This is a genomic window from Achromobacter sp. Marseille-Q4954 (assembly GCF_943737025.1).
GTDB lineage: Bacteria > Pseudomonadota > Gammaproteobacteria > Burkholderiales > Burkholderiaceae_B > Achromobacter > Achromobacter bronchisepticus_A.
Genome location: NZ_CALSFQ010000001.1, coordinates 1,358,602 through 1,375,565 on the forward strand (window position 1 = coordinate 1,358,602; position 16,964 = coordinate 1,375,565).

General features: G+C 67.1%; 16 protein-coding genes and 1 riboswitch. Of the genes, 8 read left to right on the plus strand and 8 right to left on the minus strand.

Features of this window, described 5'->3' with window-relative positions; genetic code table 11:
* Nucleotides 1-15: 15 nt before the first annotated feature.
* From NGK62_RS06380 to NGK62_RS06395, 4 genes are all read right to left on the minus strand, one after another.
* A complete protein-coding gene (locus NGK62_RS06380; protein ID WP_118932896.1) occupies nt 16-891 on the minus strand; it encodes a cytochrome c oxidase assembly protein in 876 nt (291 codons plus the stop codon).
* 87 nt (nt 892-978) lie between these two features.
* Entirely contained in the window at nt 979-2,082 is a 1,104-nt protein-coding gene (locus NGK62_RS06385) for a porin (protein WP_251877755.1), read from the minus strand.
* 52 nt (nt 2,083-2,134) lie between these two features.
* Nucleotides 2,135-4,933: a magnesium-translocating P-type ATPase gene (gene mgtA / locus NGK62_RS06390; protein WP_251877757.1), complete on the minus strand. Its 2,799-nt coding sequence runs from the start codon at nt 4,931-4,933 to the stop codon at nt 2,135-2,137.
* 421 nt (nt 4,934-5,354) lie between these two features.
* On the minus strand, nt 5,355-5,705 hold the full coding sequence (locus NGK62_RS06395; RefSeq protein ID WP_059371631.1) for a hypothetical protein: 351 nt from the start codon (nt 5,703-5,705) through the stop codon (nt 5,355-5,357).
* Nucleotides 5,706-5,733: 28 nt separating this feature from the next.
* Here NGK62_RS06395 and NGK62_RS06400 point away from each other — a divergent pair, with 28 nt between their 5' ends.
* Nucleotides 5,734-6,033 (plus strand): hypothetical protein, encoded by a 300-nt coding sequence (locus NGK62_RS06400; protein WP_124260367.1) that lies wholly within the window; start codon nt 5,734-5,736, stop codon nt 6,031-6,033.
* Nucleotides 6,034-6,142: 109 nt separating this feature from the next.
* Here NGK62_RS06400 and NGK62_RS06405 read toward each other — a convergent pair whose 3' ends face one another.
* The gene (locus tag NGK62_RS06405) at nt 6,143-7,147 is read right to left on the minus strand and encodes a sodium:calcium antiporter (protein WP_118932898.1); all 1,005 of its coding nucleotides are present in this window, start codon (nt 7,145-7,147) and stop codon (nt 6,143-6,145) included.
* Nucleotides 7,148-7,199: 52 nt separating this feature from the next.
* Nucleotides 7,200-7,393, minus strand: a riboswitch (yybP-ykoY riboswitch).
* 121 nt (nt 7,394-7,514) lie between these two features.
* On the opposite strand from NGK62_RS06405, the gene NGK62_RS06410 reads away from it, so the two are divergent.
* Nucleotides 7,515-8,858: an aminopeptidase P N-terminal domain-containing protein gene (locus NGK62_RS06410; protein ID WP_118932899.1), complete on the plus strand. Its 1,344-nt coding sequence runs from the start codon at nt 7,515-7,517 to the stop codon at nt 8,856-8,858.
* A 16-nt stretch (nt 8,859-8,874) separates the two neighbouring features.
* Here NGK62_RS06410 and NGK62_RS06415 read toward each other — a convergent pair whose 3' ends face one another.
* Nucleotides 8,875-9,348, minus strand: coding sequence for a TM2 domain-containing protein (locus NGK62_RS06415; protein ID WP_059371627.1), 474 nt, complete (start codon nt 9,346-9,348; stop codon nt 8,875-8,877).
* Nucleotides 9,349-9,427: 79 nt separating this feature from the next.
* Between NGK62_RS06415 and NGK62_RS06420 the strand changes: the two genes are divergently transcribed.
* From NGK62_RS06420 to ruvA, 6 genes are all read left to right on the plus strand, one after another.
* Entirely contained in the window at nt 9,428-10,597 is a 1,170-nt protein-coding gene (locus tag NGK62_RS06420) for a UbiH/UbiF/VisC/COQ6 family ubiquinone biosynthesis hydroxylase (RefSeq protein WP_251877759.1), read from the plus strand.
* A gap of 115 nt (nt 10,598-10,712) precedes the next feature.
* Complete coding sequence (gene dusB / locus NGK62_RS06425) at nt 10,713-11,738, plus strand: tRNA dihydrouridine synthase DusB (protein WP_054457331.1); 1,026 nt, start codon at nt 10,713-10,715, stop codon at nt 11,736-11,738.
* Between the two features lie 36 nt (nt 11,739-11,774).
* Nucleotides 11,775-12,014, plus strand: a complete 240-nt coding sequence (locus NGK62_RS06430; protein WP_006217670.1) for a helix-turn-helix domain-containing protein — start codon at nt 11,775-11,777, stop codon at nt 12,012-12,014.
* A gap of 101 nt (nt 12,015-12,115) precedes the next feature.
* Nucleotides 12,116-13,705: a bifunctional phosphoribosylaminoimidazolecarboxamide formyltransferase/IMP cyclohydrolase gene (gene purH / locus NGK62_RS06435; protein WP_251877761.1), complete on the plus strand. Its 1,590-nt coding sequence runs from the start codon at nt 12,116-12,118 to the stop codon at nt 13,703-13,705.
* A complete protein-coding gene (ruvC, locus tag NGK62_RS06440; RefSeq protein ID WP_054457336.1) occupies nt 13,705-14,253 on the plus strand; it encodes a crossover junction endodeoxyribonuclease RuvC in 549 nt (182 codons plus the stop codon). The genes purH and ruvC overlap by 1 nt, the downstream gene beginning before the upstream one ends.
* A 125-nt stretch (nt 14,254-14,378) precedes the next feature.
* Nucleotides 14,379-14,951 carry a Holliday junction branch migration protein RuvA gene (ruvA, locus tag NGK62_RS06445; RefSeq protein ID WP_013391723.1) on the plus strand — a complete coding sequence of 191 codons (573 nt, stop codon included), beginning with the start codon at nt 14,379-14,381 and terminating at the stop codon, nt 14,949-14,951.
* A gap of 7 nt (nt 14,952-14,958) precedes the next feature.
* Here ruvA and NGK62_RS06450 read toward each other — a convergent pair whose 3' ends face one another.
* Entirely contained in the window at nt 14,959-15,867 is a 909-nt protein-coding gene (locus NGK62_RS06450; protein WP_251877763.1) for a complex I NDUFA9 subunit family protein, read from the minus strand.
* Between the two features lie 104 nt (nt 15,868-15,971).
* Nucleotides 15,972-16,937: a threo-3-hydroxy-L-aspartate ammonia-lyase gene (locus tag NGK62_RS06455; protein WP_059371621.1), complete on the minus strand. Its 966-nt coding sequence runs from the start codon at nt 16,935-16,937 to the stop codon at nt 15,972-15,974.
* Nucleotides 16,938-16,964 lie beyond the last annotated feature (27 nt).

Sequence of the window (16,964 nt, forward strand, 5' to 3'; positions counted from 1 at the left end):
CACCCGCCGCGGTTCTCAGGCCGAAGCGGCGCGAGCGCGGGCCTTGGAGCGGGCCAGCGCTTCGCGATCCGCCTTGCGCAAGCGCCCCTTGGCCGATAGCCGCATCAAGGTTCCCAGGGCCACCATCAGGCCGATCACCTCGACCAGCGCCGCCGGAATCCACATGGTCAGGCCGCCTATGGTCTGGTCGGTCTGGGCCGACATGGCGATGGCGCGGCCGCATAGTTCGAACAGCGGATAGATGTCGCTTTCGGTGAAGGCGATGACTGCGCCCGCCACCATCTGCGGCAGCATCGTCAGCACGGGCGAAATGACCCGGCCGCCCGGCGTCATGGCCGCCGGCGGCGCGGGCCGGCGATCCAGGATCAGGTTCCAGTACATGAAGCCGCTGATCACCACCGACCAGTTCATCAGGCGGTAGAGACGCCAGTCCAGCATGGAATAGAACTGCACCGACGGAATCAGCCAGACCAGCACCAGGAAGACGAACAGCGTCGGCACGAAGATCTTGTGGGTCAGCACCGCCACCGTCGCGCGGCCGGCGCCGGTGCGCAGGAAGTCACGCAGGCGGATGCGCCAGCGCATGGGCAGGCCCGCCCGCATCACCTGTCCCGGGAACGCCGCCATCACCAGCAACGGCCCCAGATGGTGCAGCACCAGATGCTGGATGCGGTGGATGAAGAACATGCGTTCGGCGTAGTAGTCCAGCCGGGTATGCATGGACAGGTACAGCAGCACCATGCCGGTCCAGAACAGGATGCTGCGGGCGGCGGTCACGCGATGGACCTTTTGGCCGCGCACGAACAGCACGATGGCCACCAGGAAGGAGGCCACCAGCGTGGGAGAGAACTCCCAGGGTATGAGCCATTCGAGACTATCCATGCAAACCATCCGGAAAACGTCGGGGCTGTACGAGGACGGGCGCCATGCGCCGCACCCGCCGATTGTAGTTGACCCCGGCCCGCCCTGCCCCGGCGTTCAGAAACGGTGCGAAATGCCCGTGCCCACCCGCGTGGTGTGGGAGCGGGCAGGATCGAACTGGTCGTCCAGCGTGTAGTTCGACGCATAGCCGGCGAAGGCATAGAGCGTCGTGCGCGCAGACAGGCTGTAGGTATAGCCCAGCGTCATCACCTGCGCATTGCGCGCCGTCATGCCGTTGTCCCAATGCCAGTCCGGGTGCGCCAGCGACCATTGCACCAGCACGGCGCCGGGTCCGACCGGCACGCTGGCCCCGACCAGCCAGGCATCGACCGTGCCGCCGCGCACGAAGGCAGCCGGCCCCAGGCCCAGGCCCAGCCCGTCCGGATCGCCCCCGTCCAGCCCGACATCGCCGTTGCGCTGGCGCGACCATGCCAGGGACAGCTTCAGCACCTCGAAGTCATAGGAGGCGCCCAGCTGCACCGCTTGCGGCCGTCCATTGCTGCCCGGCGGGGCGTCGGCCAGGCGCAGTTGGTCCCAGGTGGCGATCGCCAGCAAGGGTCCGTCCTCATATTTCAGGCCGAGGCTGAGCGCGCGGTTGTTGTTGGCCGTTTTGAACTGGTTGCGGTCATCGGCGTCGAAGGAGTAACCGATGCCGGCCTGGAAACCGCCCCAGACAGGTGTGTAGTAATTGACCAGGTTGCTGAACTGGTAGTTGTCGGACGCCTTGAAGGTGGCGCCCATGCCCATTTCCTTCCAGGACGCGATTTCCAGGGAATTGCCGTAGACCTGACCTATGGTGTGCTGGCGCCCCAGCCGCAGGTCGCCGAAGCTGTCATGTCCCAGGCCGACCCAGGCGGCGTAATTGAAGAAGCGGTCGTCGTCGGCCCGCTTGCCCGACGAAGGATCGAAGCCGCTTTCCAGCTGGAACCTGGCGCTCCAGCCCCCGCCCATGTCTTCCGCTCCCGTCATTCCCCATAGCGAATCGGTCAGTCCGCCATTGAGCAGACCGCTGTGGCTGCCCTGCCCCGAGACCGTGGTGACGGCCACCCCCGCGTCCACCACGCCGTACAGCGACAGCCCCTGCCCGGTCTCGGCGCTACGCGCCGCCAGGGGAAGGGCCAGGCCCACTGCCATCAGCGCGGCAAAAGTAGCGATTCTCATGCGTTTCTCCTGATTGCGCGGCGGGCTTGCGACCGCCGCGGGCCTTATCGACTTATTGCCAACCGTAGCGGCGGACCCAGATTCCCTTCAGCAACTGCGTCAGCGTGCAGTAGGCCAACAGGATGCCGACCAGCCAGGGGAAGTAGCTCCATGGCAGCGGCTGCAGCTGGAGGTACTCGGCCAAGGGCGAAAACGGCAGCAGCAGCCCCATCGTCACCACCATCAGGGTCATGCCCATCAGCGGCCACGCGGCGCGGCTTTGCAGGAACGGGATCTTGCGCGTGCGGATCATATGGACGATGAGCGTCTGCGACAACAGGCCTTCGACGAACCAGCCCGATTGGAACAGCGTCTGGTGTTCCGCGGAGTTGGCCTGGAAGATGTACCACATGAGCGCATAGGTGGCGATATCGAACACGGAGCTTATCGGACCGAAAAACACCATGAAACGGCCCAGGCCATCGGGGTCCCATTGCTGGGGTTGCTTCAAGAGTTCTTCGTCGACGTTGTCAAACGGAATTGCGGTCTGGGAAATGTCGTACATCAGGTTCTGCACCAGCAGATGAATGGGCAGCATCGGCAGGAACGGCAGGAAGGCGCTGGCCACCAGCACCGAGAAGACATTGCCGAAGTTCGAGCTGGCCGTCATCTTCAGGTACTTGAGCATGTTGCAGAAGGTTTTGCGGCCTTCGATGACGCCGTCTTCCAGCACCATCAGGCTCTTTTCCAGCAGGATGATGTCCGCGGCCTCTTTCGAGATATCGACCGCCGAATCCACGGAGATGCCCACGTCCGCCGCCCGCAGGGCTGGCGCGTCGTTGATGCCATCGCCCATGAAGCCCACGGTGTTGCCCTGGGCCCGGAGGCTGCGCACGATGCGCTCCTTGTGGGCCGGCGTGAGCCGCGCGAACACGTTGGCCTCGCGCACCGCGGCGGTCAGTTGCGCCTCGTCCATCGCTTCGATATCGGCGCCCAGATAGACCTTGCGCACCTCGAAATCCACCTCGCGGCAGACCTTCTGCGTCACCAGCTCCACGTCGCCGGTCAGCACCTTCACCTCGATGCCGGAATCCTTGAGCGCCTTGAGCGCGGGAGCGGTGGATTCCTTGGGAGGATCCAGGAAAGCCATGTACCCGACCAGCACCAGATCGGACTCGTCGGCCACGCCGTAGGTTTGCTGGGTGGGCGGCATTTCCTTGACGCCGACCGCGATGACGCGCAGGCCGTCGCGGTTCAGGTCCGCCGTCACCCGGCGGATGTCGGCCCGGCGGGCATCGGTCAGCAGATGCTCTTCGCGGCCCACACGCAGGCGGGTGCAAACCGCCAGCATCTCTTCCAGCGCGCCCTTGCAGATCAATTCGTGATGCTCGCGGCCGTTCTCGGTCTCGTTGACCACCACCGACATGCGGCGCCGGGAAAAGTCGAAGGGAATCTCGTCGACCTTGCGGTACTTCGCCGCCAGATCCAGCTTGCGCTCGACCTCGGCGTGCTGCAGCACCGCCACATCCAGCAGGTTCTTCAGGCCGGTCTGGTAGTAGCTGTTGAGATAGGCGTAGGCCAGCACGTCGTCGCTGCTGGCGCCGTACACATCGGTGTGCCGCTCCAGCACGATGCGGTCCTGGGTCAGGGTGCCGGTCTTGTCGGTGCACAGCACGTTCATCGCCCCCAGGTTCTGGATGGCGTCCAGCCGCTTGACCACGACCTTGCGGCGCGACATGCGCACGGCGCCCTTGGCCAGGGTGGCCGTGACGATCATGGGCAGCATTTCAGGCGTCAGGCCCACGGCGATGGCCAGCGCGAACAGCAGCGCTTCCATCCAGTCGCCCTTGGTGAAACCGTTGATCAGCATGACGATGGGCGCCATGACCAGCATGAAGCGGATCAGCACCCAGCTCACGCGGTTGATGCCTTGCTGGAACTGGGTCGGCGTGCGGCTGGTCTGCGTGACGCGTCCGGCCAACTGGCCGAAGTAGCTGCGCGAGCCGGTGGCCACCACCAGGGCGCTGCCCGAGCCGCTGACCACGTTGGTGCCCATGAAGGCCATGTTCTCAAGTTCCAGCGCGTTGGCGGTCTCGCTGCGCTGCGTGGCGTACTTTTCGACCGGCAGCGATTCGCCCGTCAGCGCGGCCTGCGCAACGAACAGGTCCTTGGCATTCAGGATGCGGCAGTCGGCGGGAATCATGTCGCCCGCGGACAGCAGCACCACGTCGCCCGGCACCAGCTCCGCCAGCGGCACCTCGACCTGGCGCGATCCGCTGACATGCAGCGCCACGCCGAAGAATCGGCGGGCGTCGCCCTCGGCGTCGGCTGCCGGGTCGCTGCGCAGCACCGTGGCGGTGTTCTGCACCATGGCCTTGAGCGCCTCGGCGGCGCGATTGGAGCGCTGCTCCTGCGCAAACCGCAACACAGTGGAGATGAGCACCATTGCGCCGATGATGAATACCGCCGTCCAGGACTGATCGTCGGGCTCGGCCATGCGCACGTCGGTGAGCCAGGACAGCGCCGCCAGCGCGGTCAAAAGCAGGTTGAACGGATTGCGATAGGACAGCCAGAGATGCGTGTACCAGGACAGCGGCTTTTCGTGGTCGACCTCGTTGGCGCCGTAGCGTTCGCGCGCGGTCTGGGCCTGGGCCTCCGACAGTCCGCCGCGGCTGCTGCCGAACAGGGCGAACAAGGCGCCGAAGCCCATGCGCGACAGGTCCAGCATCTGGCGGTTGGCATGGCGCGCGGTATCGGAGGACGCGGCGGCCGTCGTGGCGCCGCGCTCGGGCATGGGCGAACGGCGGAAATGTCTTGCGCTATGGCGCAGGCCCGCCGCCGACGTAAAGAAGGACTTGAGAAACTTGAACATCGGAGTGCTCCGGTTGTACGTGTAGTTCTTGGAGACACGGACGACCCTGCCCGCTGGCGGCTGCGCGCAGGCGGCAGCGGTCCGCGGCTTTCGCGCAGAAAGCCGTCAAACCGCCGCGTACAGGCGTGCGCAGGCGCCGGGGCAATGTTGCCGGTATCCGGATCGCATGAAATGCGCCGGGTGCGGAAAACGGATGGGAGCTAGCGGAGGAATCGGTACCGGCGGCAGAGGCGCACGCGACGTGGGCCAGGCCGGCGATTCTTGGCTGCGGACTCCGTACGGGCCAGGATGACTATCCTGCCTGTCGGCTCGCAGCGAGGAGACAGGTCAGACAGGCATGCCGGCGCCGCGCACTGGGCGCAATCGAGGCTCGGGGTCTAAGGCACTAGGCATGATCTCTCCTGTGGAAGAAAGGGCGGCTTCAGGCCAGCGCAGCCTGCGTGGCTGGCGTGGCTTGCGTGCCGAAGTGCACGTGGCGCACGGCGGGATTGGCGCTCAGGCGGCGCGCCTGCGACATCAGTTCGCCCCGCAATTCCGGGGGGCAATTGACGGTGATGCAGGCGGATGCCATGCCAGGATCCCGACCCTGGTCGATCTGCACCTGCGAGACGTCCAGGCCGGCGGCGCTGAAGTCCAGGCAGATCTGCTTGCGCAAGGCGCCCAGCTCGTCGCGCGGACAGATGACCGTCAGACGCGAAGTGCCGCGGCGGCGGCCCAGGGCGGTGGCGCGGTCCACGCCGGCGCGGCGTAGGAACAAGTCGAAGAAACGCATAACGACCTCCATTGCAAGAATGGGGAGCGTGATCGCGAATACGCGCGCGCCCGCGCTGCGTTCGGCGGACAGGCACGACAAACGTGCACGAACGCTGACGCTGCGGATTGCGGCGGTTCTGGCGGTTTACGTTGGGGAGTTTCCCGGCAAGCCGCTGGCTTGCGCGATTGTCCGGGCTTGCGCCTGGAGCTTGGGATACAACCGCAACCTGTTCAACAGGCTGCGGCAGACGGAGTTCTGCGTGGACCTGTTAAACAGCGACGTCGATGCAAGATCGACAACTTTCGCCGGAATCGGTATTCACGAAGACTGCTCCTGGGATGGATAACGGGCAGAAGTTTACGCGGGTTTCCACTTATGGACAAGGCTTTTGGGGCCAAATCGGGCCTGAATGTGGAAAAAACCGCGGGGGCCGAGGCCCCGCGCGCAACGCACTCTCAAGCGTAGAAGTGCCAGCCCAGATAGGCGGCGAACACGGCATACAGTCCGCCCACCGCCGACAACGCCGGCACGCTCATGACCGAACGGCGGAAACGCAGCCACAAGAGGCTGATCGACAGCATCGTGAAAAGGCCCGCCGCCAGCAAGGGAGCGTCCAGCAGCCAGGGCGTCATGAAGATGCCCAGCGCGCTGGGAATGGTCGCCTGGATCATCATGGCGCCCGAAATGTTGGCCAGCGCCAGCCGTTCCTTGCCCTGGCGCACCCAGATCAGCGCGTTCATGATTTCCGGCAGCTCGGTCGCCACCGGCGCCAGCAACAGCGCGGCCACATGAGGCGACGCGCCCATGGCCACGCCCAGCAGCTCGATCTGGTTCACGAACACATGCGATGCCCCGGCGATCACGACCAGCGCCAGTATCGTCTGCGTGACCGCCCAGAACATGCTCGGATCCTCGTCGCGCGGGCGCAGCTTCAGTGGCTCGAGGTCTTCGCTGGCCAGGCTTTCCTCGTCGTTGCTGAGTTCGCGCTTGACGTAAAGGCCGTAGGTGGCCAGAAACAGGATGCCCAACCAGGGCTTCCAGGCAAAGGCCAACAGGCCCAGGCCCACCTTGAAGATGAAGATGCCCATGAACCAGGCCTGGTCGCGGGCCAGCCGGCGCTGGTCCGCGTTGATACAGTCCGCCTGCGTGGCGCGTCCGCGGCGCGCGCGCCACAAAGCCAGGCCGACCACCGCGTACGCCAGCGTCGCGAGCACCAGCGGGCCGCCCATGGCGGCGCCGACGCCTATGTCTTTTTGCTCGGGGGTTTCGCCAAACACGACGGCCATGAAAGTCACGGCGCTTTCCGGCAAGGCCGTGCCGAACGCGGCGAGCACGGTGCCGGTGGCGGTGGCGCCCAGCTGGAAGCGATGGCCGACCCATTCGACGCCGTTCACGAAGAACTCGCAGGCGAAGTAGATCACTGCCGCTGACAGGAAAAACAGGAACAGAGTGAGAAACATATAGGCGAGCCGGACGAGCAGAAACCAATTGGCGCGACGTCGCGGCTCGCCCGGCTGGGGTGAACGCAACGCGGCCAAAGGTCTCGCCTGGCTGATCCATGCGGCGATGCCGCCGTGCATGGATACCGCTACTAGCGCCATGGAGTTCTAGCGGCTGCTGCGCAGCGCTGAACCACCAAGTCTGTTGACGCTAGCTCCTTTGTGGGGACAAAGGATGGCTACTCCCCAATGACAGAGCCGCGATTGTAGCAGCTTGCCCCGCGCGGTCCAGCGAATTCCGCGCGCCCCTTGCGGGCTGTCGCAACCCGGGGATGGCAGGTAAAGTAAACGGCATCCTCACCCTGCCGGGCTTCACGCCCAGTCCGCCATGAGCCTGCCTCCCGACGACATCGCCCCTTACGCCGCGCGGCGCCAACGCCTGATGGCGCAGATGCGCGCCGCAGGCGGCGGCATCGCCATACTGGCGACCGCCCAGGAAGCCACCCGCAACCGCGACGCGGAATATCCCTATCGGCACGACAGCGATTTCTTCTATCTGACCGGATTCACCGAACCCGGCGCCTGGCTGGTGCTGACCGCGGGCGCGACCGACCGCGCCGTGCTCTTCTGCCGCCCGCGCCACATCGAACATGAAATCTGGGAGGGCAAGCGCTTCGGCCCCGAGGCCGCCGCGGCGCATTTCGGTTTCGACGACGCCCATCCGCTCGATGCGCTGGACGAACTGATGCCCGCGCTGCTGCAGGACCATGCCACCTTGTACGCGCCCCTGGCCGGCGACAAGCGCAGCGACGGACGCCTGCACCGCTGGCTGACCGCGGCGCGCGAGGCCAGCCGCGGCGGCCATGCGCCGCCTGCGCGCCAACAGGACATCCGGCCGCTGCTGGCCGAGATGCGGCTGATCAAGGACGCCACGGAAATCGCGGCAATGCGGCGCGCGGCCAAGATCTCGGCCGGCGCCCACGTGCGCGCCATGCGCGTCGCCCGCCCCGGCATGCGCGAGTACGAGATCGAGGCCGAACTGCTGTACGAATTCCGCCGGCACGGCGCGCAGTCGGTGGCCTACAACAGCATCGTGGCCGCCGGCGCCAACGCCTGCGTGCTGCACTACCCGGCCGGCGAAGCCGTGTTGCGCGACGGCGACCTGGTGCTGATCGACGCGGGCTGCGAGGTCGACAGCTACGCCAGCGACATCACCCGCACGTTTCCGGTGAACGGCCGCTACAGCGGTCCGCAGCGCGCGCTATACGACCTGACGGTGGCCGCGCAGGATGCCGCCGCCCAGGCCACGGCGCCCGGCCGCAGCTTCAACGACGGCCATCAGGCCGCCCTGCGCGTGCTGGCGCAAGGCATGCTGGACCTGAAACTCTTGAAAGGCTCGCTGGATGGGGTGCTGGAATCCGGCGACTACAGCCGCTTCTACATGCACCGCACCGGCCACTGGCTGGGCCTGGACGTGCACGATGTGGGCGACTACCGCCAGCCTGGCCCGACCCAGGGCGCCGAACGCCCCTGGCGCCAGCTGGAACCGGGCATGATGCTGACGATCGAGCCCGGCATCTACGTGCGGCCCGCAGACGACGTGCCCGAGGCCTACTGGAACATCGGCATCCGCACCGAGGACGACGCGCTGGTCACGGACGAGGGCTGTGAACTCATCACCCGTGGCGTGCCGGTGCAGGCCGGCGAGATCGAAGCGCTGATGCGCGAGTAGGCGCGCCGGGCTGGCGCTAAAAGACGTAGCCGTCCAGCCAGCCCATGGCGATCCAGGTGTAGACCACCACCATGGCGATGGCGAACATGGACACGATGGCGCCGACCAGGCAGGCCAGGATCGCGACCAGCACCGGACCCCAGCCGGTCCGGGTCGGCCGGCCCAGGCCCTCGTTGTAGAGGCGGTCGAATTTCTCGTCCGGCATCAGCGAGAACACCGCGCTCTCGATGAACCCGTCGACCATGGGAATGAACACCAGGAAGAAGGCGGGGTTGTCGTACCAGACGGGGTAGAAGCTGATAGCGCAGAACAGGCTGATCAGCGTGTATGCGGTCACCAGCCAGGCATGGCGGCGTCCCAGATACCACCAATGCGCCCCCACCGCTCCGAACAGGCAGGCCAGCAATCCGACCGCGACCTTTCCGCGCGGGCGGCGGGTGGAAGCGGCGGAAACGGCGGACACTGGGGATGAGGCCTGGAGCTGCGTCATGTCGATCGACCGGAAAGAGGGCCACGGCGCCAAGACGCGCCGGCTGCTGCGGATTGTAGTGGACGGTTAAAATCCGGGCATGACTTCATCCGCCTTCGACATAGCGATTCTAGGCGCGGGCCCGGTGGGCCGCGTGCTGGCCCTGATGCTGGCCCGCGTGGCGCCCGACCCCGCGCGCATCGCGCTGCTTGCCGGCAGCGCGCCCGCCGCGGTCGCGCCGTCGGCGGCGGTCCCCGCCACGGATCCCCGCGTGCTGGCCATGAACCATGGCAGCCGGGTGCTGCTGGAGTCGCTGCATGCCTGGCCCGAACGCTCGGCCGACATCCGCAACATCCATGTATCGCAGCGCGGCCGGCTGGGCCGCACCCTGATCCAGAACACCGATTTCGGCGTGCCGCAGCTGGGCAGCGTGGTCGCCTATTCCGGCCTGCACGCCAAGCTGGACGAACGCGTGGCCGCTTGCGGCGTCACCGTGTTGCAAGGGCCGCCCGCGCGGATCGGCATGCAGGACGCAGATGGCGTGCGCGTCGAACAAGGCGACGCGACACTGCTGTGCCGGGTCGCAGTGCAATCCGACGGCGCGGGCGCGACCGACGTGCGCCGCGACTACGACCAACATGCGGTGCTGACCACGGCGCACGCCACCCTGCCCCGCCGCGGCTGGGCCTGGGAGCGCTTCACCGCCGAAGGCCCGCTGGCGCTGCTGCCGCACCCGCAGACGCCGGACGCCTATTCGGTGGTCTGGTGCAGCGCGCCCGAGCGCGCCGCCGAACTGGCGGCGCTGGACAACGCCGCGTTTTCGCGGGCGCTGTCCGCCGCCTTCGGCGACCGCCTGGGACGGCTTTCCAGCCAGGCGCCGCGACATGTCTTCCCGCTGGCGCTGAGCGCCCGCCGCGCCCAGGTGCACGGCCGCGTGGCGGCCATCGGCAACGCCGCGCAAACCCTGCATCCGGTCGCAGGCCAGGGCCTGAACCTGGGCCTGCGCGACGCGGCCCGCCTGGCCCAGACGCTGGGCAGCTGGCTGGCCCATCCGGACGTCAATCCCGGTTCCGCCCTGGCGGAATTCGCCGGGGCGCGCCACGTGGACCGCTTCATCACCGCCGGCCTGACCGATCTGATGCCTCGCATCTTCTCGACCGGCCTGGCGCCGGTGGAGCATGCCTGCGGCCTGGCCTTATTGGGGATGGATCTGGCCTCTCCGCTGCGCGCGCCGCTGGCGCAACATCTGCTGCAAGGTTTCCGCGCCTGAACGCTTCCCTATCCGCCCTCGATAATGGGGGCGGTTGTCTGCTTTCGCCTTCCCTTGTTACGAATTGTTCTCCAGGTGACAAAGAGGGTACGAGCGAGCCGGTTAAAATGTGAGCATGCGCATAGGTCAATGGACCCTTCCCAACAACGTGCTGGTCGCGCCCATGGCGGGCGTGACGGACCGTCCTTTCCGCCAGCTTTGCAAGAAGCTGGGGGCGGGCTATGCCGTCTCGGAAATGGCCGCGAGCAACCCCAAGCTGTGGGATAGCGTCAAAACCTCCCGCCGCTTGAACCATGATGGCGAGATCGCCCCCATTTCGGTGCAGATCGCCGGCGCCGACCCCGCCATGATGGCGGAGGCGGCGGTGTTCAACGCCAGCAAGGGCGCCCGGATCATCGACATCAACATGGGCTGCCCGGTCAAGAAGGTCTGCAACGTGGCCTCCGGGTCGGCGCTCTTGCGCCATGAAGACCAGATCGCCCGCATCCTGGACGCGGTGGTATCCGCCTGCGCACCGCTGGACGTGCCGGTGACCCTGAAGACCCGCACCGGCTGGGACCGCGAAAGCCGCAATGCCCTGCGGGTGGCGAAAATGGCCGAAAACGCCGGCATCGCCGCCCTGACCCTGCATGGCCGCACCCGCGCCGACCTCTATACGGGCGAGGCGGAATATGACACTATCCGCGCCGTCAAGGCCGAGCTGAAAATCCCCGTTGTCGCCAACGGAGATATCACTACGCCCGAAAAAGCCCGGCACGTCCTGGATTACACTGGCGCCGACGCGGTCATGATCGGCCGGGCGGCTCAAGGCCGTCCCTGGATTTTCCGCGAAATCGACCACTACCTGCGCACGGGCGAAACACTGGCCCCTCCCTCCTATGGGGAAATGCGCGAGCTGCTGCTCGAACATCTCGACGACCACTACCGGTTTTACGGCGAGCACACCGGCGTACGCACGGCGCGCAAGCACATAGGCTGGTATCTGGACGGCCTGCCGGGGGCGGATTCGTTCTGCGCCCGCATGAATCTGATCGACAACACCCGCGACCAGTGGCGGGCCGTGTCGGACTGGTTCGACCTTATCTCGCGCGACGGCGGATCCCATCCGGCGCCGGTCGCAGAAGCCCTGCTGGCGGCATAACCGCCTCAACACCAACATAAAAATATCTGTACTCAAATGAGCAAGAAAGATGTCCTGGAAGAATGCGTGCGCGCCAGCCTGGAGCGCTATTTCGAAGACTTGGGCGAATCCGAACCCCACGACATGTGGGACATGGTGATGCGCTGCGTGGAGCGCCCGGTGCTTGAAGTGGCGTTGGAAAGGTCGGGCGGCAACCAGTCGCGGGCATCCGAAATGCTGGGCATCACCCGCAACACCCTGCGCAAGAAGTTGCTGGCGCACAATATCCAGGTATAGCTTTCGTGCGCGGGCGGCAGGCGCATCGCGCCGCCCGCTCCCCCAGATTTCCCATCCGACCTGAACGAGAAAGGCGCTCCCGCCCCACTCCGTCCCTCACCATGAAAATCGAAACCGCCCTGCTTTCGGTGTCCGACAAGACCGGCATCGTTGAATTTGCCCGCGCCCTGGCCGCGCGCGGCGTGCGCCTGCTGTCCACCGGCGGCACCGCCAAGCTGCTGGCCGACTCCGGCCTGACCGTCACCGAAGTGGCGGCCCACACGGGTTCGCCCGAAATTCTCGATGGCCGCGTCAAGACGCTGCATCCGAAGATCCACGGCGGCCTGCTGGCGCGCCGCGACAGCGCCGAGCACATGGACACCATCAAGGCGGCCGGCATCGACCGCATCGACATGCTGGTGGTCAATCTGTACCCGTTCCGCGAAACCGTGGCCAAGCCGGACTGCACCTTCGCCGACGCCGTCGAAAACATCGACATCGGCGGCCCGGCCATGCTGCGCGCGGCGGCCAAGAACCACGGCACCGAAGCCGGCGGCGTGACCGTGGTGATCGACCCCGTCGACTACTCGCGCGTGCTGGCCGAAATGGACAAGGGCGGCAACACCTCCTACGGCCTGCGCCTGGCGCTGGCCTCCAAGGTCTACGCCCACACCGCCGCCTACGACGGCGCCATCGCCGCCTACCTGACCAGCCTGGCCGAAGCCGAGCCCAAGCAGGAAGCCGTGCCGGCCCGCAACGAATGGCCCGGCACCCTGACCCTGCAGGTCAAGCAGGAACAGGCCCTGCGCTACGGCGAGAACCCGCACCAGACCGCCGCCTTCTACGTGGACGCACAGCGTCCGGCCGGCCTGCTGGGCAACTACCGCCAGCTGCAGGGCAAGGAACTGTCCTACAACAACATTGCGGACGCCGACGCCGCCTGGGAATGCGCGCGCAGCTTCGAAGCGCCCGCCTGCGTCATCGTCAAGCATGCCAACCCCTGCGGCGTGGCCGTCGCGGCCGACACGCTGGGCGCCTACCAGCAGGCCTTCAAGACCGACCCGACCTCGGCCTTCGGCGGCATCATCGCCTTCAACCGCCCGGTGGACGCCGCCACGGCCGAAGCCGTGAGCTCGCAGTTCCTGGAAGTGCTGCTGGCTCCCGCCTATGACGGCGCCGCGCTGGCCATCCTGGCCGCCAAGAAGAACGTGCGCGTGCTGGAAGTGCCGATGGGCACTGGCCAGAACGCCTTCGACATCAAGCGCGTGGGCGGCGGCTGGCTGGTGCAGAGCCCGGACGCCTACAACGTGCCGCGCGACGCGCTCAAGGTCGTCACCAAGCGCCAACCCACCGAAGCCGAGATGAACGACCTGATGTTCGCCTGGAAGGTCGCCAAGTACGTCAAGTCCAACGCCATCGTGTTCGTGGGCGGCGGCATGACCCTGGGCGTGGGCGCCGGCCAGATGAGCCGTATCGACTCGGCCCGCATCGCCTCGATCAAGGCGGAAAACGCCGGCCTGACCCTGAAGGGTTCGGCCGTGGCGTCGGACGCTTTCTTCCCGTTCCGCGACGGCCTGGACGTGGTGGTGGCCGCTGGCGCGACCTGCGTGATCCAGCCGGGCGGCAGCGTGCGCGACGACGAAGTGATTGCCGCGGCCGACGAGCACGGCATCGCCATGGTGCTGACCGGCACCCGCCACTTCCGCCACTGATGCGCGTCCTCGGCATCGATCCCGGCCTGCGCCGCACCGGCTTCGGCGTGATCGATGCCGACGGCCCGCGGCTGCGCTATGTGGCCAGCGGGACCATCGTGGTCCCGCCGGCGCTGGCGCTGTCCGAACGCCTCAAGGTCATCCTGGACAATCTGCGCCAGGTGGCCCGCGACACGCAACCCGACGTGGCCGCGCTGGAAATCATCTTCCTGAACACCAACCCCGCCTCCACCCTGCTGCTGGGCCAGGCGCGCGGCGCGGCGCTGTGCGCGCTGGCCGACAGTTCGCTGCCCGTGCACGAGTACACCGCGCTGCAGATCAAGAAAGCCGTGGTCGGCACCGGCCGCGCCGCCAAGGAGCAGGTGCAGATGATGGTGCAGCATCTGCTGTCGCTGGATGGCGCGCCCGCGCCCGACTCGGCCGACGCGCTGGCCTGCGCCATCTGCCATGCCCATGCCGGCCCGCTGCAGGACAAGCTCGAACGCCTGGGCGCGTCCCTGCGCATGAGCGGCAAGACCCGCATCCGCAACGGCCGTCTGATCGGCTGAACCTCCGACACGCCGCGATTTTCCGCGAGGCGGGGCCGGTTCCCGCCGCATGCGCGCCCGCGCGTATAGAATCCCCGCATTCGCCGCGCATTCAGCGGCCTCACCATTGCCAGGCCACCATCACCATGATCGGACGCATCACCGGAACCCTGATCGAGAAACTCCCGCCCACCATCTGCGTGGACGTGGGCGGTCTGGGCTATGACATCGACGTGCCCATGAGCACGCTGTACTCGCTGCCCGACACGGGCGCGCGCGTCACGCTCTACACGCACCTGACGGTGCGCGAAGACGCCCACATCCTGTACGGCTTCGCCTCGGCCGGCGAACGCAGCGCTTTCCGCGAACTGATCAAGGTCAGCGGCATCGGCGCGCGCACCGCGCTGTCTGTACTGTCGGGGCTGTCGGTGGCGGACCTGGCGCAGGCCATTACGCTGCAGGAATCGGGCCGCCTGACGCGCGTGCCCGGCATTGGCAAGAAGACCGCCGAACGCCTGCTGCTGGAAATGCGCGGCAAGCTGGGCGCGGACATCGGCGCCTCGCCGCACGCGGCGCCGGACAACCAGTCGGACATCCTGAATGCGCTGCTGGCGCTGGGCTACTCGGAAAAGGAATCGCTGTCGGCGCTGAAGACGCTGCCCGAGGGCGTGGGCGTGTCCGACGGGATCAAGCAGGCGTTGAAGGCGCTGGTGCGCTGAAACCGGCTTACAGGTAGCGCGGAGCCACCGCTTCCAGCCCCGTCGGCACCACGTGCAGTTCGGGCGCGATCGGTCCGCTGCAGATATTGTCGCGGCGCAAGGAGTCCAGGTTGTCGCGCGACATCAGCGGCGTGCCAGGCATGCATTCGAACAGCCGGGCCTGCATGCGGCCCACGCCCATGGGCATGCTGACCACGGGCCGCGGATGGCCGCTCCAGGCGGCGCACAGGCGAGCGATCTCGCCCAGCGTGTAGACCTGGGGCCCGCCCAGTTCATAGGTCTTGCCGCAGGTGTGCGTATTGCCCAGCGCCGAAACGATGGCGGCGACCACGTCGCCCACATAGACCGGCTGCATGCGCACGTGCGCGCCCGCCAGCGGCAGCACCGGCAGCCAGCGCGCCAGGCCGGCGAACATATTGGTGAATTTGTCGTCCGGGCCGAAGACCACCGAAGGGCGGAAGATGGTCCAGCCCCCATCCCGATTGCCCTGGAATTCCTGCTTGATGGCGGCTTCGCCGTCGCCCTTGGAACGCTGGTACATGCTGTCGCCGTTGGAATCGGCGCCCAGCGCGCTGATGTGTATCAGCCTGCGCACGCCCTGGCGGCGACACGCTTGCGCGATGCGCTGCGGCAGCAGCACGTGGGCCCGCGCGAACGCCGAGCCATAGGGACGGCCGGCGTTGCCGTGCAGGATGCCCACCAGGTTGATGACCGCGTCGCAACCCTGCGCCAGGCCGTCCAGCGTGGCGTCGTCGTGCACGTCGCATTCGAGCAGGGTGACGGTGGGAAGAATCTGCAGGTCGCGCCCGCGGCTGTAAAGCCGGGTGGGCACGACGATCTGATGCTGATCCGCGGAAAGCCGCGCTACCAGATGACGGCCGATGAAACCGGTGCCGCCGATGACAAGGATACGCATGCCGCAGCCCCTGTTCGTCAGGATTCAGTTCCGATTCTGCCTTGCACACGCTACAACCGCAAGCGCGCATCGGCGGCCCCGCGCGGGGACCGCCCGAGGGGGAATCAACCCGCCAGCAGCTTGGCGTAGGCCGGAAGGTCGACGTTGCCGCCGCTGATGATGACGCCGACCCGCGCGCCGCGTACCGGCACCACGTTCTGCATGACCGCGGCCGCGCCCAGGCAGCCTGTGGGTTCCACCACCATCTTCATGCGTTCGGCGAAGAACCGCATGGTGGTGACCAGCTGTTCGTCCGTGACGGTGACGATGTCGCGCACATGCTTCTGGATGAGCGGGAAGGTCAGGTTGCCCAGGTGGGTCGTGGCGGCGCCGTCGGCCAGGGTCTTGGGCGCCGGGATTCGGACGATTTCACCTTTGCGCAAGGACTGCTGGCCGTCGTTGCCAGCCTCGGGCTCGACGCCGTAGACCAGGCAGCGCGGGCTCAGCGCGTAGGCGGACAGGGCCGACCCCGACAGCAGGCCGCCGCCGCCCAGGCAGACGAACAGGTAGTCCAGTTCGCCCACTTCCTCGAACAGTTCCTTGGCGGCGGTGCCCTGGCCGGCGATCACGTCTTCATGGTCGTAGGGCGGGATCAGGGTGGCGCCGGTTTCGGCCTGGATGCGGCGGGCGATCGCCTCGCGGTCCTCGGTGTAGCGGTCGTAGGTGACGATCTTGCCGCCATAGCCTTCCGTCGCCGCGCGCTTGGCCGCGGGGGCGTCCAGCGGCATGATGATGGTGGCCTGCACGCCTTGCAGCTTGGAGGCCAGGGCGATGGCCTGCGCGTGGTTGCCCGACGAAAACGTGACCACGCCGGCGGCGCGCTGTTCCGGGGTCAGGCGGGCGATGGCGTTGTAGCCGCCGCGGAACTTGAAAGCGCCCATGCGCTGGAAGTTCTCGCACTTGAAGAAGACCGACGCGCCGCTGATCGCATCGGCGGTGGTCGAGGTCAGTACGGGCGTGCGGTGCGCGTTGCCGGCCAGGCGCTCGCTGGCGCGCACGACGTCGTCATAGGTGGGCAATTCGGGCTGCATGGGCTTGGGTCCTTTGATCGCGGAGAA